Origin of the sequence: Azospirillum sp. BE72, from assembly GCF_031455875.1 — a bacterium.
Taxonomy (GTDB): Bacteria; Pseudomonadota; Alphaproteobacteria; order Azospirillales; family Azospirillaceae; genus Azospirillum.
In genome coordinates, this window is the sequence record NZ_JAVDTO010000014.1 from 183,904 (window position 1) to 206,635 (window position 22,732).

Consider the following 22,732-nt stretch of genomic DNA (forward strand, 5'->3'; position numbering starts at 1 on the left):
GTCACCGCTTCATCGAGATCAGCGTGTCCAGCATGTCCTGCGCCGTCGTCATCACCTTGGACGCGGCGGAATAGGCCTGCTGGGCGACGATCATGCGACTGAACTCGTCGGTCAGTTCGACGGTGGAGCTTTCCAGCGATCCGGCTTCGATGTCGCCTGCCTTGCCGTCGCCGGCGGTGCGCAGCTGGTAGTTGCCGGACTCATAGGTCTGGGTGAAGGTGGTACCGCTTTCGCTGTCCAAGCCATCGGCATTGGCGAAGGTCGCGATCGGGATCTGGTAGATCGCCCGCGTCTCGCCATTGTCGAAGGTGGCACGCACCACACCTGTGCTGTCGATGGTCGTGCCGGTCAGCGTGCCCGGTTCATAGCCGTTCTGGGTCGAGGTCCAGTCGCCGATCTCAGGATCGTCCTCGCCGGACGCATATTGCGTCAGCCCATCGGTGCCGTTGGCGGTCCCGAGATCCATCGTGACGCTGCCGTCGCGGGCGCCCGTCGTCCAGCCGGTGACCGAGAAGGAGACGGCGGAGGGATCGACCGTCGTGCCGTTCTGGGTGGCGCCGGCCAGCGACCCGTCGTCGTTGAAGCTGATCGTGATCGGGAAGCCGGAAATGGTGCCGGTCGTGGTCGTTCCATCGTTGGAGCTGACCGGGTTGGACGCGCTGACCGACCATGTGTTGTCGGCGGTCTTGCTCCAGGTCATGGTAACCGAGTGGCTGTTGCCCAGCGCGTCGAACATCTCGACATCGGAGGTGAAGCTGTCGCCGGTTTCGGCATCGGAGGGCAGGTTGGCCTCGATTCCGAGGGTCGAGGTCGCCTTCGGCGTTCCCTTGATGTTGGAGAGGTTGATGGAGTTCAGGCTGTCGACCGAGGTCTTGTTGCCAGCGCTGACATTGCCGCTGTCGTCCAGCTTCCAGCCGGAGAGGTAGTAGCCCTCCGAATTCACCAGATACCCGTCCGAATCGGTGCTGAAGGAACCGTTGCGGGTGAAGTAGGTCCCGCCATCGGCCGTGTCGTCCGACACCACGAAGAAGCCCTCGCCGTTGACAGCCAGATTGGTGGTGACGCTGGACGTCTCGATCTCGCCCTGGCTGCTGATGCTGCGGCTGTTCGAGGCGATGACGCCGCCGACCTGCTCGTCGACCGTGGTGGTCTTGTTGATGTAGGAGGTGAACTCGGTGACGGTGCCCTTGAAGCCGGTGGTGCTGGAATTGGCGATGTTGCTGGAGATGCTGGCGAGCGCCTTGCTCTGGGCGGTCAGCCCGGACACGGCGCTGTACATGGCGCTGGTGATGCTCATCGCGGCACCTGTCGTCTGGAATTCGGGGAGGGGAGGAGAGGTCAGGACACCGACAGCACGTCGTCGGACGACAGGCTGACGCCGCCGACGCTCAGCACCGCGGTGCCGGACGAGCTGTCGACCGAGGTCACGGTGCCCTTGAAGCGCGTGGTCGTGTCGATGGCCTTGCCGTTGGCGTCGAGCGCCGTCACCGTCAGCGTGTAGGTGCCGCTGCTGTAGCTGCTGCCGTCGGTGCCGATGCCGTCCCAGGTCACTTCATGGGTGCCGGCATCGGTGGAGGAACTGACGTCGCTGTAGACCGTGTTGCCGCTGGAATCGGTGATGGTCAGCTTGACCGAGGCGGCGGCGGAGTCGAGGTCGTATTCCCAGGTCGCTTCGCCGTCCTGCAGCGGCGTGGTGGAGCCTTCGGCCTCGACCGTCTTGCCGTAGTAATTGATGGCGCTGCTGCCGGACCCGAGCGACGAGCTCACCGAACTGGCAAGGTCGGAGACCGTGCTGTTGAGCTCGTCGAGCTTGTCGTTGGTCGTCATCTGCTGTTCCAGCCCGGAAAGCTGGACGAGCTGGGTGGTGAAGGTGGTGGTGTCCACCGGGTTCGTCGGGTCCTGGGTTTCCAACTGCTTCAGCAGCAGGGTCAGGAACGTCTCGTAGCTTTCGCTGACGCTGGACGATGAACTGCTTGACGACGAAATGCTCGAAGTGGACGACGAGGACGTCGTGGTTGTCGAGGACGTGGAACCGACCGAATCCACCAGCATCGCGCTCTCCACCCAATGGTGGCCCGTTCGCGGACTCCGGCGGGGAGTCAGCGGCGGTTCGGGCCGGTGTCGTTCTGGAATGGGCGACGGGCAGGCGCCGCTCCGTTCGTTCTGTGGCTATCCACGGAACGCGTGGCGAAAGCTGGCGCGGTTTTTTCGGGAAAAATGCGATGCGAATAAAAAGCCCCGGCGGGACGGGGTCCGGCCGGGGCGAAAAGGCAGGTGAGACGACGATGACTGCAGGAAAAACGGTTGCGAAACAGCCGTTACGGGAAACCCGTCAGCCGGCGCGGCGCAGGTCGGAGCGACCGGGGGAGGTCGTGGGCCGGTGCGCGGCGGTGACGGGGAAGGCCAGAACCGACGGGCGGCCGTCGGACACCCTCAAGGCATCCGCAGGCTCCCGGCCGTTCAACAGCCACTGGTAGGCGGCGGCGATGGCGACCCGGTCGCGGCCCGCCGTCGGGAGGACGCGCAGGCCGGTGGCCGTTTCGCTGCCGCCCGTGCCGCCGCTGCGGCGGACCGCATCGCACAGCGCGTGGCCGAGCCGGAGGTCCGGCACCAGAACCGCACTGAACCCGGCCTGGGCCAGGACCGAAGCCAAAGCTCCAAGATGGGACGGCGGCAGGGGGGAATTGCCGACCTCCCGCAAATCCAGGAACAGGCGGGAGCCCGAGCCGGTGCCGGACAGCGCGTTGCGCAGCGTCCCGAGCCAGGCGGAGGGGGAGGCAAGAGGAAGGCCGGTGCAGGCGACGGCGTGGAGACCCCAGCCAGTGGCTGCGACGGTGATGTCCTTCATGCTCTTCCCCTTCGGTCAGGTTCGGGCCGCTTTCAGGACCGCTCCACCGGTTCCGCCGCCTGGGGGGACGGGAAGGGGCCGGTGGAGCGGCTCTGTGGGAAGAGTATAGGGAAGAATCCTAACAATCGGTAATGCAAACTAGTTTCCGGGCTGTAATTCACATTCCGGATTCAGCATCCGATCGGCTGTCCATCCGCCGCCCGTTGCAGAAGCAAAGCGGATGGGCGCCATTGCGGTCCGCCGATGTCGCGGTGGTAACGCTGCACGGATGCTGCGATTTTGCCCAGCCCCTCGCGGTCGGCCCAGAACAGCAGGCCGCCGCGCCAGGACGGAAAGCCGTAGCCGTGCAGCCAGATGGCGTCGATGTCGACCGGCCGTGCGGCGATGCCCTCCTCCAGGATCTTGGCGGCTTCATTGACCATGGCGTAGAGGCAGCGTTCGCGAACCTCCTCGTCGCTGACGGTGCGCGGGGTGATGCCGCGCCGTCGGCGGTCCTCCTCGATCACCGCCGCCACCTCCGGGTCGGGGATGGGGGTGCGGCTGCCGGGCTCGTAGCGGTAGACGCCGGCCGAGGTCTTCTGGCCGTAACGGCCGCGTTCCGCCAGCACGTCCAGCCAGTTGGACGCCTGCGCCTCCGGATCGCCGGCCTTGCGGCGCTCTTCGCGGATGCGCCAGCCGACATCGATGCCGGCAAGGTCGGTCATCGAGAAATGGCCGAGCGGGAAGCCGAATTCGGTGAGTACGCGGTCGACCTGCTCGGGGCTGGCGCCCTCCTCGACAAGCGCCATCGACTCGCGACCGCGCTGGTGCAGGATGCGGTTGCCGACGAAGCCGTAGCAGACGCCGACCGCCACGCCCACCTTGCCGATCCTGCGGGCCAGCGCCATCACGGTTGCCAGCACGGTATCGGAGGTCCGGGCGCCGCGCACCACCTCCAGCAGGCGCATGACGTTGGCCGGGCTGAAGAAATGCATGCCCAGCACGTCCTGCGGCCGGCCGGTGGCTGCGGCGATGGCGTCGACATCCAGCGTCGAGGTGTTGGTGGCGAGGATCGCGCCGGGTTTGCAGGTCTCGTCCAGCGTCCGGAAGATGGTTTGCTTGACCTCCATGCTCTCGAATGCCGCCTCCACCACCAGATCGGCGTCGGCGAGGTCGCCGTAGGAGAGGGTGGGGAGGATCAGTCCCATCCGCTCATCCAGCTGTGCGGCGGTCAGCCGGCCCTTGCGGGCGGTGGCTTCGTAGTTGCGGCGAATGGCGGCGATGCCGCGGTCGAGCGCCTCCTGCGCGCTGTCCACCAGAACCACCGGGATTCCGGCATTGGCGAAGCACATGGCGATGCCGCCGCCCATGGTGCCGGCCCCGATCACGCCGACCTTGCGGATGTCGCGTGTCGGCGTGCCGGCGGGCAGGCCGGGGACCTTCGCCACCTCGCGCTCCGCGAAGAAGGCATGAATCAGCCCGGCGCGCTGGGGCGAGTCCATGCAGGCCAGGAACAGCTCCCGCTCGCGCGCCGTGCCCTCGGCGAAGGGCAGGGTGACGGCGGCCTCCACCGCATCGACGATCCGGTGGGGAGAGAACAGGTGCGGCTGACGCTTCGCCAGTTCCGCCCGCTTGGCCGTGAACAGGGCCGGATCGGTCTCGGCGATCCGGTCGGTGCGGGCGCTGACCGGCTGCGGCATCCGCCGGTCTGTCAGCAACCCGTCTGCCAGCAGCCGTTCCGCGGCCCGCACACCGGCGTCGAGCGGCGAATTGCCGTCCTCCACCGCATTGACGAGGCCGATGGCCAGGGCTTCCTCCGCGCTCACCGGGTCGCCGGACAGGATCATGTCGAGCGCCTTGGCTGCGCCGACCAGCCGCGGCAGCCTCTGGGTGCCGCCGGCGCCGGGCAGCAGCCCCAGCTTCACCTCCGGCAGGCCGAGCTTTGCCGATTTCAGCGCGACGCGGACATGGCAGGCCAACGCCACCTCCAGCCCGCCGCCCAGCGCCGTGCCGTGGATGGCGGCGATCACCGGCTTGGCCGAGGCGTCGAGGCGCGCCACCACCTCCGGCAGGGTCGGCGGGGCCGACGGCTTGCCGAACTCCCGGATATCCGCCCCGGCCATGAAGGTGCGGCCGGCGCAGACCAACAGAAGCGCCTCCGCTTCCGCATCGGCAAGCCCGGCGTCCAGCGCCGCCACCAGCCCGCTGCGCACGCCATGGCCGACGGCGTTCACCGGCGGATAATCCACGGTGATGACGCCGATGCGCCCTTGGCGCGCGTACTGGACGGGATTGGGCTGAACCGCTTCAGTCTGGGCCGGCGACGGCATCGGCGCTCTCCGAAAAGCCTTGAATCAGGGCACGTCGGCCCGCGGACGGTCATTCTAACAGACGATCCGCTGAATGCAAGTTTTCGGAATATAGTTTTGCTATACGGAATTTGCTGTCACTGCGGGGCCGAGACCCGCATGACGAAGCCCGACGGCTTGTCGGTTGCACCGAAGGGACCGGCAACCTTGTTGGCGACCGGGGGCAGGCTTTTCAGATAGACGGCAATGGCGCGGGCGTCCTCGTCGCTGAGCGCGGCGAAGGACATCCAGGGCATGGCCGGGGCAAGCATGCGCCCGTCCGGCCGCTTGCCGGTGCGGATGGCGGTGACGATCTGTTCCTCCGTCCAGTTGCCGATCCCGGTCTCCTTGTCGGGGGTCAGGTTGGAGCCGTGAAAGACACCGAGGCCGGGGATCTCGAACCCGACATCCGAGCCGCTGAGCGCGCGGGCGAGGTCCGGCTTGCCCAGCAGATGGCCCGGCGTGTGGCAATCGCCGCAGCTGATCACGGTGACGAGATATTTGCCGCGGGCGACCGCGTCGTCGGCCAGGGCAGGACTTGCGAGGGTCGCGGAAAGAAGCAGGGCGGACAGGGTTTGGCGGATCATCGGGGTGTGCTCCGGGGAAAGGGATATGGCGGGCAATCGAGAGCTGCGTCAGCCGCCCATCTGCGACCGGACGGCCGCGACGATGGCGTCGGCCTGCGGGACGAAGGCCTGTTCCAGCGGGAAGCTCGCCGGGGCCGGGGCGTCGGGGCCGGTCAGGCGCAGAACCGGCGCGCGCAGGCTGGCGAAGGCCTTCTCCGCCACCAGGGCGGCGATCTCCGCGCCGACGCCGCACAGGCGGCTCGCCTCATGCACCACGACCAGACGGCCGGTCTTGGCGACGGAGCGCAGGATGGCGGCCTCGTCCAGCGGCTTCAGGCTGCGCAGGTCGATCACTTCGGCGTCGATGTCGGCGGCGGCCAGTGTGTCGGCGGCGGCCATGCAGGTGCCGACCGTCTTGGCATAGGACACCAGCGTCACGTCGCGGCCCACGCGCCGCACCGCCGCCTTGCCCAGCGGGATGGCGTCGGCATCCTCCGGCACCTCGCCGGCGCTGTAGCCGAGCGCGATGTCGGCGAAGACCAGCACCGGGTTGTCGTCGCGGATCGCCGCCTTCATCAGCCCCTTGAAGTCGGCGGGGGTGGAGGGCATGACGATCTTCAGGCCGGGGCTGTGGACGAACCAGCTCTCCACATTGTGGTTGTGCTGGGCGCCGACGCCCCAGCCGGCGCCGGTCATCGCCAGCACCACCATCGGGAAGCTGAACTGTCCGCCGGAGATGTAGCGCAGCTTGCCGGCGCTGTTGACGATCTCGTCCATGGCATAGCAGAGGAAGGGGGCGAACAGCAGGTCCACCACCGGGCGCAGGCCGGTGGCGGCGGCCCCGGCGGCGGTGCCGGCGATGATGCCCTCCGCCAGCGGGGTGTTGCGCACGCGGGCGGCGCCGAACCGCTCCAGCAGGTCGCGGCGCTTGGTGGCGACGCCTTCGCCGAAGATCATCACGGTGGGATCGCGCTGCATCTCTTCGGCCAGGGCGGCGGAGATCGCGTCGTTGACGGTCATGGTGGTCATGGTGGTCATGGTGGCTGGCCTCCGCTCAGGCGTAGACGTCGGTGGTCAGGGCGTCGGGGCCCGGATAGGGGCTGGCGTCGGCGAAGGCGGTTGCGGCCTCCATCGTTGCGCGGACGCGGGATTCGATGGCGGCGATGCCGTCGACGCTCAGGCGGCCTTCGCGCTCCAGCCTTGCACGAAGGCGCAGGATCGGGTCGCGGTCGCGCCAGTGAGCCAGTTCGGTCCGGTCGACATAGGCCTGGTCGTCGGGCTCGAAGTGGCCACGCAGGCGGTAGGTCATCGCCTCAAGCAGGAAAGGCTTGCCGGTGCGGCGGATGGCGTCGATGGCGGTGCAGGCGGCGTCGAACATGGCCAGCGGGTCGTTGCCGTCGACCACGGCGCTCTCCACCCCCAGCGCCTCAGCCTGACCGGCGATGCTGTCGGCCAGCATGGTTTCCTTGCGGTGGACGAAGGCTTGCCACTGGTTGTTTTCGCAGACATAGAGGATCGGCAGCTTCCACACCGCGGCGAGGTTCAGCGATTCCTGGAAACGCCCTTCGGTGGCGGCGCCGTCGCCGAAGAAGCAGGCGACGATGCCCGACTTGTTCAGCATGCTGCGCGACAGCCCGACGCCGGTCGCCAGCGCCAGCTCGCCGCCGACGATGGTGGAGGTCAGCACGACGCCGAGATCCTTGGCGGAGATGTGCAGCGACCCGCTCTTGCCGCCGCAATAGCCGTCACGCTTGCCCATCACCTCCGCCAGCATGCGGCCGGGATCGGCGCCGCGGGCCAGCAGGTGGCCGGCGCTGCGGTGGTTGGTCAGGATCAGGTCGTCGGCGGTCAGCGCGGATACGACGCCGACTGCCGGCGCCTCCTGCCCCACCGAGGTGCAGGTGCCGGCGGCGCGTCCGCGGCCATGCAGGTCGATCAGCGTTTCTTCATAGGCCCGGATCAGCATCATGCGTTCCAGGGCCTGGATGGGGTCCAGTGGATGAATGCTCATGGTGGTCTCCCTGAATTCGGAGACCGTTCGGATGCGGGGCTTCTTCTTCGCGGCGCCCTCATGCCCCTCTTCAGCGAAGCGGCGGGGCCTGCGGCGATGTTGCATTCCGAACGGTCCGTGTTCGGAAACGACCATAGGCATGCTAATCGAACTTCGGGTACTAACTGTTTCTTACCGGAATGCTAAAAGATCATTAAGTGTCTCCGTCGATATAATTATCTGAATCATATCGATTTTTCAGCGCCGCGACCAGCGTGTCAGCCATCCGGCCAGCCGGTCGAACCCGGCATCGATCACCACCGCAAGTGCGGCAACGATCAAAGCGCCCTGGATGACGTAGGCTTGATTGGATCCGTTCAGCCCGACGATGATGGGCAGGCCGAGGGTCTTCGCCCCGACGGTTGAGGCGATGGCGGCGGTGCCGACATTGATGATGACGGCGGTCCGCACGCCGGCCAGGATCACCGGGGCGGCCAGCGGCAGCTCCACCTTGACCAGCACCTCCGCCGGTCCCATGCCGAGGCCGCGGGCGGAATCCAGCACCGCGGGGGAGACGCCGTCCAGCCCGGCGACCGTGTTCTCCACCACCGGCAGCAGGGCGTAGAGCGTCAGCGCGATCAGCGCCGGTTCCGGGCCGAAGCCCATCACCGGCACGGCCAGCGCCAGCACCGCCACCGGCGGGAAGGTCTGGCCCATGGTGGCGACGGTTTCCAGAAGGCCGCGGAACTCCCGCCCCCAGGGGCGCGTGACGGCGATGCCGGCCCCGCCACCCAGCAGGATGGCGGCGACGCTGGAGAGGCCGACCAGCGCCATATGATCGAGAGTCAGCCGGACGAAGCTCTCAGCCTCGTAGAGCGGACGGTCGAGGCCGGGATAGAGCGTGGCGAACAGCGGCTTCAGCGACGGCATGCCCAGCACCAGCGCCACCAGCGCCACCAGCCCCAGCATCAGCCGGTCGGTCAGGAACTCCCGCGGGGCCATGCCGGCGACTGTCATGCCGCCCGGTCCGGCGCAGGACGGACGAGGTCGGACAGGTGCAGCACCCCGGCCGGCTGGCCGTCGCCATCCACCACCGGAAGCCGTTCGGCCCCGCGGGACACCATCTCAGACAGGGCGCGGTGAAGCGGAGTTTCGGACGGCAGCGGCTCACCGCCGACGCTTTCCTGCGGACGGGCGCGGTCGCCGGCCGTCTCCACCGCAAGCCGCTTCAACCCCCACTCCTCGCGTCCCACCAGATCGCGCACCAGCGGGCTGGCCGGGCGGGTCAGGATCTCCAGCGGGGTTGCGCACTGGATCAGGCGGCCATGGTCCATCACGGCGATGCTGTCGCCCAGCCGCAAGGCCTCGTCCATGTCGTGGGTGACGAAGACCACGGTGGTGCCGGTGCGGCGGTGGATGGCCGACAGCTCCGCCTGCAGGCTGGCGCGGGTGATGGGGTCGAGCGCGCTGAACGGCTCGTCCATCAGCAGGATGCGCGGTTCCGCCGCCAGCGCGCGGGCGACGCCGACGCGCTGCTGCTGCCCGCCGGACAGCTGGTGCGGATAGGCCGAGCGGTAGCGGCGCGGGTCGAGGTTCAGCAACTCCAGCAGTTCGGTCACCCGGTCGCGGATGCGCGCCTTGGGCCAACCCAGCAAGGCCGGCACGGTGGCGATGTTGCGCTCCACCGTCCAGTGCGGGAAGAGGCCGACCGACTGGATGACGTAGCCCATGCGCCGGCGCAATTCCTCCGGCTTCAGGGAGGCGATGTCCTCGCCGTCGATGCGGATGGCACCCTCATCCGCCGGGATCAGCCGGTTGATCATGCGCAGCACCGTCGATTTGCCGGAGCCGGACGGGCCGATCAGCACGCGGAACTCGCCCTCCGCCACGGTGAAGGACACGGTGTCCACCGCCGTCCAGGAGCCGAAGCGCTTGCTCACGCGCTCGAAGTCGATCATGGCGCACTCCTTCCCGGCGAAAGGCCGATGTGGCTGGTGGCGGCGGCGATGCCGATGGACAGCAGGGCGTCCGCCGCCACCGCCAGCAGGATGACGGGAACGGCCCCCAGCAGCACAAGGTCCAGCGCGTTGGCGAAAAGCCCCTGGAACATGATGGCGCCCAGCCCGCCGGCACCGATCAGTGCGGCCACCGCCGCCAGCCCGACCGCCTGCACCACGGTGATGCGCAGGCCCGACAGGAAGACCGGCAGGGCCAGCGGCAGGTCGACGCGCAGGAAGATCTGGCGCGGCGTCAGGCCCATGCCGCGCGCGGCCTCCCGCACCGGGGCCGGCACGCCGTCCAGCCCGACCGCGGTGTTGCGGACGATGGGCAGCAGCGAATAGAGGGTCAGCGCGATCACCGCCGGCAGCGGTCCGACCCCGCTGATCCCGGAGCCCGGCAGCAGAGCGCCGAGTGCCGCCAGCGGAGCCATCAGCAGCCCGAACAGCGCGATGGACGGCACCGTCTGCACGACGTTCAGCACCGGGAACACCGCGCGCCCGACCGCCTCCACCCGGTGCGCCGCCACGCCCAGCGGAACGCCGACCAGCAGCGTCGGCACCAGCGCCGCCGTCACCAGCGTGGCGTGGCGCAGCACGGCGTCGGCGAAGACGTCGCGACGGTTGGCGTATTCCTTGAGGATCGACAGCGCATCGAGATGGCCGGTCGCCAGTTGCAGCGCCACCAGCCCGGCAACGGTCCCACCGATAGCCAGACGGCCGAGCGGACCAAGCCCCATCCGCCGCGCCGCGTCGACCGCGGTCAGCAATCCCGCCGCCGCCATCACCCAGAAGCCGGACGCGAAGGAGGTGCGCGCCGCCGCCGATGCTCCCTGCGCCAACACCGCCGCGTGATGGCCCGCCAGCCAGACCAGCCCGGCCGCGAACAGCCCCCCCGCCGCCACCGTCAGGCCGAGCCCGACGCGCGTCGGCCGCAGGAACGGCGTCGCCAGCAGGACCAGCCCGGGCAGCAGGGCCAGGAAACCGACGCCCTGCGCCGCCGCCCAGAGTGGCACCGGCCGGCCGGACAGCAGCCGGTTGGGCGCGAAGCCCAGGAAGGGCAGCGCGACGGCGGCGACGGCGGCGGCCATCGCCATCAGCAGGGCGACGCGGTTGTGCAGGGGCACGCGGACGGTCACGTCACCGGCTTACTTCAGGAAGCCCTTGGACTTCAGGTAATCGGTGGCGACCTGCTTCTGGTCCTGTCCGTCCACCGAGATCTTCGCGTTCAGTCCCCGCAGCGTCTCGGCGTCCAGGCTGGCGAAGACCGGGTTCAGCAGATCGGCGATCTTCGGGTTCGCCGTCAGCACCGATGCCCGGACGGTCGGCGCCGGCTCATACACCATCTGCGCCCCCTTGGTGTCGGTCAGAACGACGAGGTCCAGAGCGGCGATGGCGCCGTCGGTGCCGTAAACCATGGCGGTGTTGACGCCGGAGGTCTGCTCCGCCGCCGCACGGATGGTCGCCGCGGTGTCGCCGCCGGCCAGGATCAGCATCTGGTCGGGCTTCAATGCGAAGCCGTAGGTCTGCTGGAAGGAGGGCAGGGCGGCAGGGCTCTCCACGAACTCGGCCGAGGCGGCGACCTTCGCCTTGCCGCCGCCGGAAACCCATTTGGCGAAATCCTCCATCGTCTTCAGCTTGTTAGCGTCGGCGACGTCGCGGCGGACGGCCAGTGCCCAGGTGTTGTTGGCGGGGGCCGGCTTCAGCCAGACGATGTTGTTCTTCTCCCGGTCCAGCTGCCGGACCTTCTCATAGCCGGCGCCGGCATTCTTCCAGACCGGATCGCTGTCCACATTGAAGAAGAAGGCGCCGTTGCCGGTGTATTCGGGATAGACGTCGATCTCGCCCGACAGCAGTGCGCCGCGCACGATCTTGGTCGGGCCGAGTTGGATCCTGTTCTCCGTCGGGATGCCGTTGGCTTGCAGCATCTGCAGGATCATGGTGCCGAGCAGCCCGCTTTCCGCATCCAGCTTGGAGCCGACGCGCACCGCATCCGCCGCCTGCGCCGCCCCGGCGACCAGGCCCAGCGCCAGCACCGCCGCGCCCATCACGGTCCGGCCCCTGTTGAACAGTTTGAACACCCCTGATCCTCCCCCGGTAAGCTTTGGGGAAAGGATGGGCGACGGCAGCGCTTACGGCAAGACGCGCTTTCCGAATGTCCGGTCCCGGATATGAGATTCAGCCTAATACGGTGAGGAACCTTCCATCGGTCGATGCTGTTGAGCGGGACATTGCGACAGGAGGACCCGATGTCCCAGGGCGACAAGGACAAATACACCGACAAGCAGAAGCGCAAGGCCGAGCATATCGAGGAAGGCTACGAGAAGCGCGGCGTCTCCCAGGACGAGGCCGAGCGGCGCGCCTGGGCCACCGTCAACAAGCAGGACGGCGGCGGCAAGAAGGGTGGGTCGGGGCGGGAGGGGTGAGGGGATTCTTGCGGCGTAAGACCCCCACCTAACCCTCCCCCGCTGGGCGGGGGAGGGTTAGGGTGGGGGCATTCGAAGCCGACGCTCCTCACACCCCGCGATACCGCCACTCCGTCCCCAGCGCCGCGGCGTCGCGGTCGCGCAGCACGGCGACCTCCGCATGGGCGGGGGACAACTCGCACACCGGGTCGGTCGCATCGGCACTGCCGGCGAGCGCCAGCGCCTGGCAGCGGCAGCCGCCCCAGTCCTCTTCCTTGTGGTCGCAGGATTGGCAGGGTTCCGGCATCCAGGCGGTGCCGCGGTAGCGGGCGAAGGCCGGGCCGTCGCGCCAGATGTCGGACAGGCTGCGGTCGTGGACCGTCTCGAACTCCAGCCCCGGAATGGTCTCGGCGGCGTGGCAGGGCAGGACGCGGCCACGCGGCGTGACGTTCATGAAGCGCCGCGCCCAGCCGCCCATGCAGCTTTTCGGCCGGCGGGCGTAATAGTCGGGCACGACGTAGTCGACCACGATGCGCCCGGCCAGTTCCGGCAGGCGGGCCCGCACCGCGGCGTCCATCGTCAGAAGCTGTTCGCGCGACGGCATCAGCGCGGCGCGGTTGGCGAGCGCCCAGCCGTAATACTGCACGTTGGCGATCTCGATCCGGCCGGCGCCGAGTTCCATCGCCAGATCGATGACGTCGTTGACCCGGTCGATGTTGTGGCGATGCAGCACGGCATTGATGGTCAGCGCGAGCCCCTGCCGCACCACCGCGCGCGCGACCTCCAGCTTCTTGACATGACCGCCCTTGAAGCCGCCGACGCGGTCGGCACCGTTGGCCTCCGAATCCTGCAGGCTGATCTGCACATGCTGAAGCCCGGCGCGCTGCAACCGCTCCAGCCGCGGCTGGTCGAGCAGGACGGCGGAGGTGATCAGGTTGCTGTAGAGCCCGATCTCCGTCGCGTGGGCGACCAGCTCCTCCAGATCTTTGCGGACGCAGGGCTCGCCGCCGGAGAAATGGACCTGCAGGGCGCCAACATCGGCCGCCTCGTCCAGCACCCGCTTCCAGGTGGCGGTGTCCAGCTCGGCGCTGGCGGCATCGAGCGCCACCGGGTTGGAACAGTAGGGGCAGCGCAGCGGGCAGCGGTGCGTCAGCTCCATCAGCACGGCGAAGGGCGGTGCCGGTTCGGCGGCCGACGCGGCGGCGAAGGCGGGCAGGGCGCAGCTCATGTGACGCACCTCCTGGGGCACTTCATGTGACGACATAGCCCTTGTTGCGCAGGTCGGTCAGCATCTCCAGCACGTCGGCGGCGACCTCCGCGCGGGGGGCGTCGTATTCCGTCGTCAGCCGGTCGATGCCGGCGGCCACGTCGGCGACCTCCGCCCCGACGCAGGCGCGCACCACCGCCAGCGCCATCTCGTCCAGCACCAGCAGCCGTTCGGGCGCCATCAGCATCCATTCGCCGCGGCGGCGGTCGTTGCGCAGCATGACGCCGGGGGCCAGCCGCAGCCGGTCGGCTTCGCCGATATGGGGAGAGAGTGCGTTCACCGGCTGTACCGTGTCGGTTCCATGTCCTCCGGCACGAAGGCGCCGGGCGGGATCAGGTTGGGGGTGACATAGGCGTGATGCAGGGCGTCCAGTTGGGCCCACAGCAGTTCCGTCTTGAAACGGAGCGCGCGCAGGCACTGGCGCTGTTGTTCCGCTGTATGGGCATTGGTCAGCACATATTCCAGCCCGAACTTCACATCGCGCGGCGCCTCGTCCAGCCGCTTGCGAAAGTAGGACAGCGTACTGTCGTTGGCGAAGGCGTAGTTGCGCTCGAAGCCGGCGATGCGCTCGCGATGGATCGACGGCGCGAACAACTCGGTCAGCGAGGACGCCACCGCCTCCAGCAGGGAATGGTCGCGGACGAAGTTGACATAGGCATCCACTGCGAAGCGGGTGGCGGGCAGGATGCCCTCCAGCGACTTCACGTAGTCGCGGTCCAGCCCCAGCCCGTCGGTCAGCCGCAGCCAGCGCTCGATGCCGCCGACCCTGGTCTCGTCCAATTCGCCGGACTGGGTCAGCCCGTCATGGTCCAGCACCCGCTGCAGCCAGGCGCGGCGCAGCGCCGGGTCGTCCATGCGGGACATGATGGTCAGATCCTTGCGCGGGATCGACACCTGATAATAGAAGCGGTTCAGCGCCCAGGCCTGGATCTGCCCCTTCTTCAGCCCGCCGCCGTGCAGCAGCTGATGAAAGGGGTGGAGGTCGTGATACTGCCGTTCGCCGATGGCATAGAGAGCGGCGCGGAACTCCTCGCGGGACATCGGGACAGCTGCATGCTCGGTCATAGGGTCAGCTCCAGCCCGTCATGGGCGATGCGCCAGCCGGCCGCCTCGGCTTCCGCCCGTTCGGGCGAATCCTCCAGCAGGGCGGGGTTCGTGTTGTTGATGTGGATGTAGATCTTGCGGGCGACGTTCAGCGGCGCGAAGGCGGCCATGCTGCCCGACGCTCCCGACATCGGCATGTGCCCCATGCGTGCCGCCGTCTTCACGCCGGTGCCGCTGCGGATCATCTCGTCGTCGGTCCAGGTCGTGCCGTCGAACAGCACCAGCGGCGCGCCATGCAGCCGGTCGGCCAGCCAGCCCGGCATGCCGGCGCAGCCGGGGATGTAGAAGAAGCCTTCAGTTGACCCGTCGGCCGGGCGGATGCGCAGCGCCACCGTGTCCTCGGCGACGGAACCGAATCCGGGACCGGCCGACGCGTCCTCCAGATAGAGCGCGACCTTGCCCGGCACGGCGAAGACCTCCACCTCCAGCCCCAGGGGGCGGGCGTCGGCCCCGGCGGGCTGGAACGGCTCGCCCAGCGCCATCGGGCGGCGGGCGACGAACTCCGGGTTCAGCACGTTGAAGACGCTGTTTGCGGCAAGCACGCCATGGACGCGCGGCGTGGCATAGACGGCGAAGGGATGGGATTCGCGCAGGGTCAGCAGACCCGCGACATGGTCGATGTCGGCGTTGGTCAGCAGTGCCGCGGCGATCGGGTTGCCGCGCAAGGACCCCTTCGGGTGAAGCTGCGGGTTGGCGAGCATCTGCGCGCCCAGGTCGGGCGAGGCGTTCAGCAGCAGCCAGCGCTCGCCATCGACGGTCACCGCCAGCGACGATTGGGTGCGCGGCTTCGCCGCCGGGTCGCCGGTGCGGGCACGGCGGCAGCCCTCGCAGGCGCAGTTCCATTGCGGGAAGCCCCCGCCGGCCGCCGAACCGAGGACGAGAATCTTCATCGCCACCGCCTTCACGTCTTATCTGAAAACCGTCTTGCCGCGGCTTCTTGGATTGGATGCCGGGGAGGGGATGCCAGCACCCCGTCTCCCCGGCTCCGCATCGACCGGTTTAGAGGCCGGCGCAGGCGTAGGCGTTGATCTCGGTGCCGACGGCGATCTCGGTGGTCTTCGGTTTGCGCCAGGTCTTCATTGCGTGATGCTCCTGTTTGCTGACTGTTGCTGACCAAGATGGTTGGCGAGATGAAGAGTAGCGGTCCGGGATGGAGGACCGCCATGCTACGATGGTGCAATCCGCCACCCCTTTCGGCGACACCGTCCGCAAGCGTGTCAGGGCGCGGACGGGCTGCGTGCGGCGCCGGGCGGCGGGGGCGGCAGCGGATACGCCTCCTCCGTCGGCAGACCGGCCTCCATCCAGCCGTCGATGCCCGTCGGGTACCAATGGACGCGGGCATAGCCAAGCAACACCGCGCGCTTGGCCGCGTTCCACGACAGCCAGCAATCGGACAGGCAATAGAACAGCAGGTCCCGCGCCCGGTCGCCTGCGGTCAGCCGCTCCAGCTGCGATTCGAACCAGGCCAGAGTCGCGTCGTCGGGCGCGCCCATGCCGACATTGGGCAGCCACACGCTGCCGGGAATCTGGCGGTATGGCTTGGATTGCAGCCAGGGGGCGCCGGGGAGCGTGCTGCGCTCCAGCCGCTGGACGAAGATCGGGATGACGCGGCCTTGCGACAGCAGGGTCTGTACGGCCGGCGTGTCGACCGTCTCGCCTCCGGAAATGCCGTCCGGCGTGGGGGAGCGGTAGTCGGACAGGCGGTAGCCATCGGGCTGGGGGATGCCCGCGGCGAGGGTTGGGGTGGAGACCGAGAGGAGAATGAGGGGGACGAGGAGGGTGATCATTTTGGGGAAGTTGTGCCCCCTCCCTAACCCTCCCCCTCTTCGAGGGAGAGGGAACTCCGCCGCTCCCGCACTCAACTCCCTCTCCCTCGAAGAGGGGGAGGGTCGGGGAGGGGGCAATTCGTCGTCGCCTCTCACCGCCGCTCGGCCAGCACACGGTTGGCGATCACCACCGCCTGGGTGCGGCTGTAGACCTTCAGCTTCTGCAGGATGGCGGAGACATGCGCCTTCACCGTCGTTTCGGTGATGCTGAGGTCGAAGGCGATCTCCTTGTTCAGCTTGCCGGTGCCGAGCAATTCCAGAACCCGCAGCTGCTGCGCGGTCAGGGTTGCGATGCGCCGCGCGATCTCCGCGGTTTCGGCGTCCTCCGCCTCTTCGACGCCGTCGTCGCCGGCCTGCGGCGGGACATAGAGTTCACCGTTCAGCACCTGTCGCAGGGCCGCGGCGATGGCGTCGCGCGGGGTCGATTTCGGGATGAAGCCGGCGGCGCCGCTCTCCATCGCCTCGCGAACCCAGCGACGTTCCTCATGGGCGGACACGACGACGACCGGCGTCGCCGGAAAGCGTTGGCGCAGCGTGCGCAGCCCGCCCAGCCCGTTCATGCCCGGCATGTTGACGTCGAGAAGCACGAGGTCTAGGTCGCCGCGCTCCTCCAGCGCCTGCATGACGCTGTCGAGCCGGTCCGCCTCCATCACGTCGGTGGCCTGGCAGGAATAGAGAACCGCGCTGCGCAAGGCATCGCGCACCATCGGGTGATCATCGGCAATCAGGATCCGGGTCATGGCCTGCGGTTCCCTGTGCAGCGGCGGGCGGGGCGGGGTATGGTAAAAAGTCTCTCGGTCATTGTGTCAGACCAAAATGGGAAGGCGCAACACCGCGAATGACGCGAATTGTTTTGTGCGCGAACATGCCGCACAGCCATCAGTGTTACTCCCTTCGGTCCAAGACTCTGTGCTCAGTCCTCGTGCACGGTTTCCAGCCAGGAGCGGATGGCCCACAGCGCCTCCTGCCCCAGCGCCTCGCCGAAGGCCGGCATATAGGTGACGCCGTTGCGTATCGAGCCGTTGATCACGCGCTCCTTGTACCATTCGTCGCCGGCATCTCCCTTTTCCAGATAGCGCAGGTCGGGAGCGATGCCGCCGGACACAGCGCCCAGCCCATGGCAGCGCGCGCAATTCTGGTTGAAGGCGGAAGCGCCGATCTCGATGGCGCGCTGGTTGCTGCGGTAGGGATTGCTGTCGCGCCACTTGTCGCCCAGCTTCTCCAGCCCGCTGGTATCGACCGCCTGCGGCACGACATCGCCATGGGCATGGACCGGACCGGGCAGCGCCAGCGCCAGCACTCCGGCCAGGGCGGCGGCATGCAGTGCCGGACGGCGGCTGGGGAGGGGCGGCGTGGCGGGGCTGAGCGTCATCGGTGCGTCCTCTTCCTGCATCCTTCTTGTGGCCGCCGCACTCCCGTCGCCCACTGCCCAAGGATTTGCGGGCATGCGGGACGGTTGCGGGGCCGGATTGCGGCCGAGGATAGCAATCGTTCGTTCGCTTAATTATTCGACAATGGTACAAGGCCGCGGAGCGCCGTCAGGCTCACGCACGGCCGGACCGTCCGGCGGCATCTTGAACGATGGTCGGATGACGCATGCGGCAGGGTCGCGCGCTCCGGTCACGCCAGTGGCGGGAGCCGCCCGGCATTGATCGCCGCCTTCACCTTCGCCAACTGCCGCACCGCCGGCTCGCCGAGCCGCAGCGCCACGCCCGTCGACAGCACGTCGATCAGCGTCAGGTGCACAAGCCGCGAGGCCATCGGCGTGTACATCTCCGTATCCTCCACCGGCCGGCTGGCGACGACCACGCTCGCCATGCTGGCCAGCGGAGACCGCGGGGCGGTGATCGCGACCACCGCCGTGCCCTGTGCCCGCGCCGCTGCCGCCAGCTCGTTGATCGCCCCGCTGCGCCCGGTGTTGGACAGCGCCAGCAGCACCCCGCCGGCCCCCATGTTGACCAGCAGCATGCGCGCCAGCACCGGGTCGGCGCAGGGCTGGGCATCGGCGCCGAAGCGCAGCAGCTTGTGCGCCGCATCCTGCGCCAACGCGCTGGACCCGCCGGTGCCGACACACAGAACGCGCGGTGCGGCGGCCAGCAGGGCGATGGCCTGCTCCAGCGCCCGTTCGTCCAGCGTGGCGGAGGCGGCCGTCAGTGCCGCGGCGCTCGATGAAAAAATTTTTCGCGCCAGCGTGCCGACATCGTCGTCGGGCGCCACATCCTGGCTGACATAGGGCGTGCCGCTCCGCACCTCGTCGCGCAGGGCGTCGCGCGCTTGGCATTCGGCGAGACGCAGCTTGAAATCCGGAAAACCGGCGCAGCCGACGCTGCGGCAGAAGCGCACGACAGTCGCCTCGCTCACCTCCGCCGCCTGCGCGAGGGATGTGACGTTCAGGTCCAACACCCGGCGCGGTTCGGCCAGTACCAGATCGGCGATCTGCCCCTCGGACCGCTTCAACTCACCGCGCAGCCGGCGGATCGTGTCCAGTATATCCAATGGTGCAGTGTTGGAGGCAGCGCTGTTGACCGGTGGTGGCATGGCGTAAAATTACTTTCCAGCAAGGCCCTGCGGGGGCGGCGCCCGATGGCATCCCCCGCCGGGACGCAGAGTCCACTATGAAGAATTTTGCCGCACATGGCGAGAAATCCGGCACCGGAACCCCATATATGAAAAAATTTTTCTTCACACCCCGTCGCCCCTGGCGTATGGTCCGTTCCGGAAATCATCGCCTCCCTCTAACGGTCGAGACGCGATCATGAGCAAGCCCGCCCCTCTGAATTCTGTCGTGGCCCGCGTGACGGAGCGCATCGCCGAGCGCAGCCGCGACCGCCGTGCGGCTTATCTGGCGCGGCTGGAAAGCGCCGGCGCGAAGCCGCGCCGCCATCGCCTCGGCTGCGCCAATCTCGCCCACGCCTTCGCCGCCTGTGGGGCGAACGACAAGGCGGCTCTGCGCGGCGAGACCCAGCCGTCGATCGGCATCGTCACCGCCTACAACGACATGCTCTCCGCCCACCAGCCCTACGAGCGCTATCCCGCCATGATCCGGGAATCGGTGCGCGCAGCCGGCGGCGTGGCGCAGGTCGCCGGCGGCGTCCCCGCGATGTGCGACGGCGTCACCCAGGGCTATGAGGGGATGGAGCTGTCCCTGTTCAGCCGCGACGTCATCGCGCTGGCGACCGGCGTCGCGCTGTCCCACGCCACCTTCGACGGCGTGCTGTGCCTGGGCATCTGCGACAAGATCGTCCCCGGCCTGACGATCGGCGCGCTCGCCTTTGGCCATCTGCCGACCATCTTCGTGCCCGCCGGGCCGATGCCGTCCGGCCTGTCCAATGCCGACAAGGCCAAGGCGCGCCAGCTCTATGCCCAGGGCAAGGTCGGCCGGGAGGAGTTGCTGGATGCGGAGTCCAAGTCCTACCATGCGCCCGGCACCTGCACCTTCTACGGCACCGCCAACACCAACCAGATGCTGATGGAGATCATGGGCCTGCACCTGCCGGGCGCCAGCTTCGTCAACCCCAACACGCCGCTGCGCGATGCGCTGACCGACGCGGCGGCCCGCCGGGTGGTGGCGATGACCGCGCCCGGCGCCGGCATCCCCATCGGCCGCATCGTCGACGAGCGCGCGCTGGTCAACGGTATCGTCGGGCTGCTGGCCACCGGCGGTTCGACCAACCACACCCTGCACATCCCGGCCATCGCCGCCGCCGCCGGCATCGAACTGAACTGGGAGGATTTCTCGGAACTGTCGGCGGTCGTCCCGCTGCTGGCCCGGGTCTACCCCAACGGCAGCGCCGACGTGAACCGCTTCCATCAGGCCGGCGGCATGCCCTTCGTCATCGGCCAGCTGATCGACGCAGGCCTCGTCCACACCGACATCTCCACCATCCTGGGCGAGGGCGGGCTGGAGCCCTACCGCAGTATGCCGGACCTCGACGAGGGCGGCGCCCTGACCTGGACCCGTGCCGCCACCGACCAGAGTGGCGATCCGACGGTCGTCGCCACCACCGCGGCGCCCTTCGCGGCCGAAGGCGGCCTGCGCGTGCTGACCGGCAATCTCGGCCGCGGCGTCATTAAGACCTCGGCGGTCAAGCCCGAGCACCGCATCGTCGAGGCTCCGGCCCGCGTCTTCGATAACCAGGAGGCCGTCCAGACCGCTTTCCGTGGCGGCGAACTCGACCGCGACGTGATCGTCGTCGTCCGTTATCAGGGCCCCGGCGCCAACGGCATGCCGGAACTGCACAAGCTGACCCCGCCGCTGGGCGTGCTGCAGGACAAGGGCTTCAAGGTCGCGCTGGTGACCGACGGCCGCATGTCCGGTGCTTCGGGCAAGGTGCCGGCGGCCATCCATGTCACGCCTGAGGTGAAGGGCGGCGGCCCGCTCGGCCGCGTTCGCGACGGCGACATCCTGCGGCTGGACGCGGAGGCCGGGACGCTCGACGCCCTGGTCGAAGCAGCGGAGTGGGAGAACCGCGGCGCCCCGCCGCCGCCGAGCGAGGATGCCTCCCACGGCTGCGGGCGCGAGCTGTTCTCCCTGTTCCGCAACAATGCCGGCCCGGCGGAGAGCGGCGCCTCGGTCCTCAACCTGCTGGGCTGATCGGCGTAATACCATCCGGCGGAATTCCATCCGGCGTAATTCCATGGACGTTCGGGCCGGCGCCGGGCCATGCCGGCCCGGATTGTGACCGGCCCATCCCTGTGGCACCATGACGCACGGGTTGCCTGAGGCACCGTGTCACCGATGTCGAGAGGTCCGAAGATGCAACCCCGCTCCACCGTTGCCGCCCCCGCACTGCCTCCCTTCGACTACACCGTGTTCGGTGGCACCGGCGATCTGGCCCTGCGCAAGCTGCTGCCGGCGCTCTATCTGCGCGACAAGGCGGGGCAGGTGGCCGACGGCAGTCGCATCATCGGCGTTTCGCGCAGCCCGCTGAGCCCATCCGACTATCGCGCCAAGGCGGAGCAGGCGATCCTCCAGCATGTTCCCGCCGACGACCGCGACACCGGCCTGATCGCGCGCTTCCTGGAGCGGCTGGACTATGTCCCGGTCGATGCCACCTCCGACGACGGCTGGCGCGATCTGGCGGAGCGGCTGGAGAACCCGCTGGCCCAGCGCAACGGCGCGGTGCGCATCTTCTATCTTGCGACCTCGCCCGGCCTGTTCGGCCCGATCTGCGACCAACTGCGTGCCTTCGGCCTCGCCACCGCGGAGTCCCGCGTCGTGCTGGAAAAGCCGATCGGCCGCGACCTCGCCTCGGCGCAGGAGATCAACGATCAGGTCGGCGCCGTCTTTTCGGAACAGCAGATTTACCGCATCGACCATTATCTGGGTAAGGAGACGGTGCAGAACCTGCTGGCTCTGCGCTTCGGCAACTCCTTGTTCGAGCCGCTGTGGAACGCCAACCACATCGATCATGTGCAGATCACCGTCGCCGAGACGGTCGGCGTGGAGGAGCGCGGCGGCTATTACGACCAGTCCGGCGCGCTCCGCGACATGGTGCAGAACCACCTGCTGCAGCTCGTCTGTCTTGTCGGCATGGAATGCCCGATCTCGCTGGCCCAGGAATCGGTGCGCGACGAGAAGCTGAAGGTGCTGCGCTCCCTCAAGCCGATCGGGACCGACGAGATCGGCGGCTGCACCGTCCGCGGCCAGTATCGCGCCGGTGCGGTCGCCGGCGGTGCGGTGCCCGGCTATCTCGACGAACCCGGCATCCCGCCCGGCAGTGGCACCGAAACCTTCGTCGCGCTGAAGCTGGAGATCGACAACTGGCGCTGGGCCGGCGTGCCCTTCTACCTGCGCAGCGGCAAGCGCCTGCCGGCCAAGATGTCGGAGATTGTCATCCAGTTTCGCCCGATCCGCCATTCGATCTTCCCGCAGGCGGCGGGCGAGTTGCAGGCCAACCGTCTGATCGTGCGGCTGCAGCCCGACGAGAGCATCCGCCTGCACCTGATGACCAAGGAGCCGGGACCGGGCGGCATGCGCCTGCGCCCGGCCGCCCTCAACCTCAGCTTCGCCCAGACCTTCGGCGGCCGTTTCCCCGATGCCTACGAGCGGCTGCTGATGGATGTGGTGCGCGGCAACTCCACCCTGTTCATGCGCCGCGACGAGGTCGAGGCCGCGTGGCAGTGGGCCGAGCCGATCATCGACGGTTGGGCCGCCCGGCATGAGATGCCGAAGCCCTACATCGCCGGCACCTGGGGTCCCTCGCAGTCCATCGCGCTGATCGAGCGTGACGGTCGCACCTGGCACGACGACGACATCCCGTCGGCGGCTTTCTGAGCGGGTCGCTCGGAAAATCGACATGGTGGCGAAAAAAGTGCTTGCGCGGTTTGGGGTGGGCCGCATATAAGACGCCTCCCGACGCGAACGACGCCGGCGCCGCCGAACCGGCAGCGACCGACACG

General features: G+C 68.5%; 23 protein-coding genes. 3 read left to right on the forward strand and 20 right to left on the reverse strand.

What is annotated here, in order from left to right:
• Window position 1 precedes the first annotated feature (1 nt).
• The 11 genes from flgE to J2Y49_RS25535 form a co-directional block, all read right to left on the reverse strand.
• Window positions 2–1,297 (reverse strand): flagellar hook protein FlgE, encoded by a 1,296-nt coding sequence (gene flgE, locus J2Y49_RS25485; protein WP_310117965.1) that lies wholly within the window; start codon window positions 1,295–1,297, stop codon window positions 2–4.
• Between the two features lie 41 nt (window positions 1,298–1,338).
• On the reverse strand, window positions 1,339–2,052 hold the full coding sequence (locus J2Y49_RS25490; protein ID WP_310117967.1) for a flagellar hook capping FlgD N-terminal domain-containing protein: 714 nt from the start codon (window positions 2,050–2,052) through the stop codon (window positions 1,339–1,341).
• Window positions 2,053–2,332: 280 nt separating this feature from the next.
• Window positions 2,333–2,848, reverse strand: coding sequence for a hypothetical protein (locus J2Y49_RS25495; RefSeq protein WP_310117970.1), 516 nt, complete (start codon window positions 2,846–2,848; stop codon window positions 2,333–2,335).
• A gap of 170 nt (window positions 2,849–3,018) precedes the next feature.
• Complete coding sequence (locus tag J2Y49_RS25500; protein ID WP_310117971.1) at window positions 3,019–5,157, reverse strand: 3-hydroxyacyl-CoA dehydrogenase NAD-binding domain-containing protein; 2,139 nt, start codon at window positions 5,155–5,157, stop codon at window positions 3,019–3,021.
• A 116-nt stretch (window positions 5,158–5,273) separates the two neighbouring features.
• On the reverse strand, window positions 5,274–5,762 hold the full coding sequence (locus tag J2Y49_RS25505) for a cytochrome c (RefSeq protein WP_310117973.1): 489 nt from the start codon (window positions 5,760–5,762) through the stop codon (window positions 5,274–5,276).
• A gap of 48 nt (window positions 5,763–5,810) precedes the next feature.
• Entirely contained in the window at window positions 5,811–6,779 is a 969-nt protein-coding gene (locus J2Y49_RS25510; RefSeq protein WP_310117974.1) for a pyruvate dehydrogenase complex E1 component subunit beta, read from the reverse strand.
• Between the two features lie 16 nt (window positions 6,780–6,795).
• Window positions 6,796–7,752, reverse strand: a complete 957-nt coding sequence (locus J2Y49_RS25515) for a thiamine pyrophosphate-dependent dehydrogenase E1 component subunit alpha (RefSeq protein WP_310117976.1) — start codon at window positions 7,750–7,752, stop codon at window positions 6,796–6,798.
• 237 nt (window positions 7,753–7,989) lie between these two features.
• Entirely contained in the window at window positions 7,990–8,748 is a 759-nt protein-coding gene (locus J2Y49_RS25520; RefSeq protein WP_310117978.1) for an ABC transporter permease, read from the reverse strand.
• The gene (locus J2Y49_RS25525) at window positions 8,745–9,689 is read right to left on the reverse strand and encodes an ABC transporter ATP-binding protein (protein ID WP_310117980.1); all 945 of its coding nucleotides are present in this window, start codon (window positions 9,687–9,689) and stop codon (window positions 8,745–8,747) included. Before J2Y49_RS25525 ends, J2Y49_RS25520 begins: the two co-directional genes overlap by 4 nt.
• Window positions 9,686–10,867 (reverse strand): ABC transporter permease, encoded by a 1,182-nt coding sequence (locus J2Y49_RS25530; RefSeq protein ID WP_310117982.1) that lies wholly within the window; start codon window positions 10,865–10,867, stop codon window positions 9,686–9,688. Before J2Y49_RS25530 ends, J2Y49_RS25525 begins: the two co-directional genes overlap by 4 nt.
• 9 nt (window positions 10,868–10,876) lie before the next feature.
• Window positions 10,877–11,809: an ABC transporter substrate-binding protein gene (locus tag J2Y49_RS25535; RefSeq protein ID WP_310117984.1), complete on the reverse strand. Its 933-nt coding sequence runs from the start codon at window positions 11,807–11,809 to the stop codon at window positions 10,877–10,879.
• Window positions 11,810–11,977: 168 nt separating this feature from the next.
• Between J2Y49_RS25535 and J2Y49_RS25540 the strand changes: the two genes are divergently transcribed.
• A complete protein-coding gene (locus J2Y49_RS25540; RefSeq protein WP_310117986.1) occupies window positions 11,978–12,154 on the forward strand; it encodes a hypothetical protein in 177 nt (58 codons plus the stop codon).
• 88 nt (window positions 12,155–12,242) lie between these two features.
• On the opposite strand, the gene pqqE is transcribed toward J2Y49_RS25540, so the two are convergent.
• The 9 genes from pqqE to J2Y49_RS25580 all read right to left on the reverse strand — a co-directional run bounded on the left by pqqE (window position 12,243) and on the right by J2Y49_RS25580 (window position 18,826).
• Window positions 12,243–13,361, reverse strand: a complete 1,119-nt coding sequence (gene pqqE / locus J2Y49_RS25545; RefSeq protein WP_310117988.1) for a pyrroloquinoline quinone biosynthesis protein PqqE — start codon at window positions 13,359–13,361, stop codon at window positions 12,243–12,245.
• 22 nt (window positions 13,362–13,383) lie between these two features.
• On the reverse strand, window positions 13,384–13,680 hold the full coding sequence (pqqD, locus tag J2Y49_RS25550) for a pyrroloquinoline quinone biosynthesis peptide chaperone PqqD (RefSeq protein WP_310117990.1): 297 nt from the start codon (window positions 13,678–13,680) through the stop codon (window positions 13,384–13,386).
• Entirely contained in the window at window positions 13,677–14,465 is a 789-nt protein-coding gene (pqqC, locus tag J2Y49_RS25555) for a pyrroloquinoline-quinone synthase PqqC (RefSeq protein ID WP_310117991.1), read from the reverse strand. Before pqqC ends, pqqD begins: the two co-directional genes overlap by 4 nt.
• Window positions 14,462–15,394 (reverse strand): pyrroloquinoline quinone biosynthesis protein PqqB, encoded by a 933-nt coding sequence (pqqB, locus tag J2Y49_RS25560; protein ID WP_310117992.1) that lies wholly within the window; start codon window positions 15,392–15,394, stop codon window positions 14,462–14,464. Before pqqB ends, pqqC begins: the two co-directional genes overlap by 4 nt.
• Before the next feature lie 109 nt (window positions 15,395–15,503).
• The gene (pqqA, locus tag J2Y49_RS32475) at window positions 15,504–15,584 is read right to left on the reverse strand and encodes a pyrroloquinoline quinone precursor peptide PqqA (RefSeq protein WP_014249839.1); all 81 of its coding nucleotides are present in this window, start codon (window positions 15,582–15,584) and stop codon (window positions 15,504–15,506) included.
• Between the two features lie 137 nt (window positions 15,585–15,721).
• Window positions 15,722–16,291 carry a rhodanese-like domain-containing protein gene (locus J2Y49_RS25565; protein ID WP_310117993.1) on the reverse strand — a complete coding sequence of 190 codons (570 nt, stop codon included), beginning with the start codon at window positions 16,289–16,291 and terminating at the stop codon, window positions 15,722–15,724.
• A gap of 131 nt (window positions 16,292–16,422) precedes the next feature.
• Window positions 16,423–17,070, reverse strand: coding sequence for a response regulator transcription factor (locus tag J2Y49_RS25570; RefSeq protein WP_149226629.1), 648 nt, complete (start codon window positions 17,068–17,070; stop codon window positions 16,423–16,425).
• A 173-nt stretch (window positions 17,071–17,243) separates the two neighbouring features.
• Window positions 17,244–17,702 carry a cytochrome c-550 PedF gene (gene pedF / locus J2Y49_RS25575; protein WP_310117996.1) on the reverse strand — a complete coding sequence of 153 codons (459 nt, stop codon included), beginning with the start codon at window positions 17,700–17,702 and terminating at the stop codon, window positions 17,244–17,246.
• Window positions 17,703–17,950: 248 nt separating this feature from the next.
• Complete coding sequence (locus J2Y49_RS25580) at window positions 17,951–18,826, reverse strand: SIS domain-containing protein (RefSeq protein WP_310117997.1); 876 nt, start codon at window positions 18,824–18,826, stop codon at window positions 17,951–17,953.
• A 259-nt stretch (window positions 18,827–19,085) separates the two neighbouring features.
• Here J2Y49_RS25580 and edd point away from each other — a divergent pair, with 259 nt between their 5' ends.
• Window positions 19,086–20,924 (forward strand): phosphogluconate dehydratase, encoded by a 1,839-nt coding sequence (gene edd / locus J2Y49_RS25585; protein ID WP_310117999.1) that lies wholly within the window; start codon window positions 19,086–19,088, stop codon window positions 20,922–20,924.
• Between the two features lie 162 nt (window positions 20,925–21,086).
• On the forward strand, window positions 21,087–22,607 hold the full coding sequence (gene zwf, locus J2Y49_RS25590) for a glucose-6-phosphate dehydrogenase (protein WP_310118001.1): 1,521 nt from the start codon (window positions 21,087–21,089) through the stop codon (window positions 22,605–22,607).
• Window positions 22,608–22,732: the final 125 nt, after the last annotated feature.

Coding starts and splice junctions, on each gene's coding strand:
- edd (WP_310117999.1), top strand. CDS start 19,086: ATGAGCAAGCCCGCCCCTCTGAATTCTGTCGTGGCCCGCGTGACGGAG.
- J2Y49_RS25565 (WP_310117993.1), bottom strand. CDS start 16,291: ATGATCACCCTCCTCGTCCCCCTCATTCTCCTCTCGGTCTCCACCCCA.
- pqqA (WP_014249839.1), bottom strand. CDS start 15,584: ATGAAGACCTGGCGCAAACCGAAGACCACCGAGATCGCCGTCGGCACC.
- J2Y49_RS25495 (WP_310117970.1), bottom strand. CDS start 2,848: ATGAAGGACATCACCGTCGCAGCCACTGGCTGGGGTCTCCACGCCGTC.
- J2Y49_RS25570 (WP_149226629.1), bottom strand. CDS start 17,070: ATGACCCGGATCCTGATTGCCGATGATCACCCGATGGTGCGCGATGCC.
- J2Y49_RS25515 (WP_310117976.1), bottom strand. CDS start 7,752: ATGAGCATTCATCCACTGGACCCCATCCAGGCCCTGGAACGCATGATG.
- J2Y49_RS25490 (WP_310117967.1), bottom strand. CDS start 2,052: ATGCTGGTGGATTCGGTCGGTTCCACGTCCTCGACAACCACGACGTCC.
- pqqC (WP_310117991.1), bottom strand. CDS start 14,465: ATGACCGAGCATGCAGCTGTCCCGATGTCCCGCGAGGAGTTCCGCGCC.
- J2Y49_RS25505 (WP_310117973.1), bottom strand. CDS start 5,762: ATGATCCGCCAAACCCTGTCCGCCCTGCTTCTTTCCGCGACCCTCGCA.
- pqqE (WP_310117988.1), bottom strand. CDS start 13,361: ATGAGCTGCGCCCTGCCCGCCTTCGCCGCCGCGTCGGCCGCCGAACCG.
- J2Y49_RS25500 (WP_310117971.1), bottom strand. CDS start 5,157: ATGCCGTCGCCGGCCCAGACTGAAGCGGTTCAGCCCAATCCCGTCCAG.
- zwf (WP_310118001.1), top strand. CDS start 21,087: ATGCAACCCCGCTCCACCGTTGCCGCCCCCGCACTGCCTCCCTTCGAC.
- J2Y49_RS25510 (WP_310117974.1), bottom strand. CDS start 6,779: ATGACCACCATGACCACCATGACCGTCAACGACGCGATCTCCGCCGCC.
- J2Y49_RS25525 (WP_310117980.1), bottom strand. CDS start 9,689: ATGATCGACTTCGAGCGCGTGAGCAAGCGCTTCGGCTCCTGGACGGCG.
- pqqB (WP_310117992.1), bottom strand. CDS start 15,394: ATGAAGATTCTCGTCCTCGGTTCGGCGGCCGGCGGGGGCTTCCCGCAA.
- J2Y49_RS25520 (WP_310117978.1), bottom strand. CDS start 8,748: ATGACAGTCGCCGGCATGGCCCCGCGGGAGTTCCTGACCGACCGGCTG.
- J2Y49_RS25540 (WP_310117986.1), top strand. CDS start 11,978: ATGTCCCAGGGCGACAAGGACAAATACACCGACAAGCAGAAGCGCAAG.
- flgE (WP_310117965.1), bottom strand. CDS start 1,297: ATGAGCATCACCAGCGCCATGTACAGCGCCGTGTCCGGGCTGACCGCC.
- pedF (WP_310117996.1), bottom strand. CDS start 17,702: ATGACGCTCAGCCCCGCCACGCCGCCCCTCCCCAGCCGCCGTCCGGCA.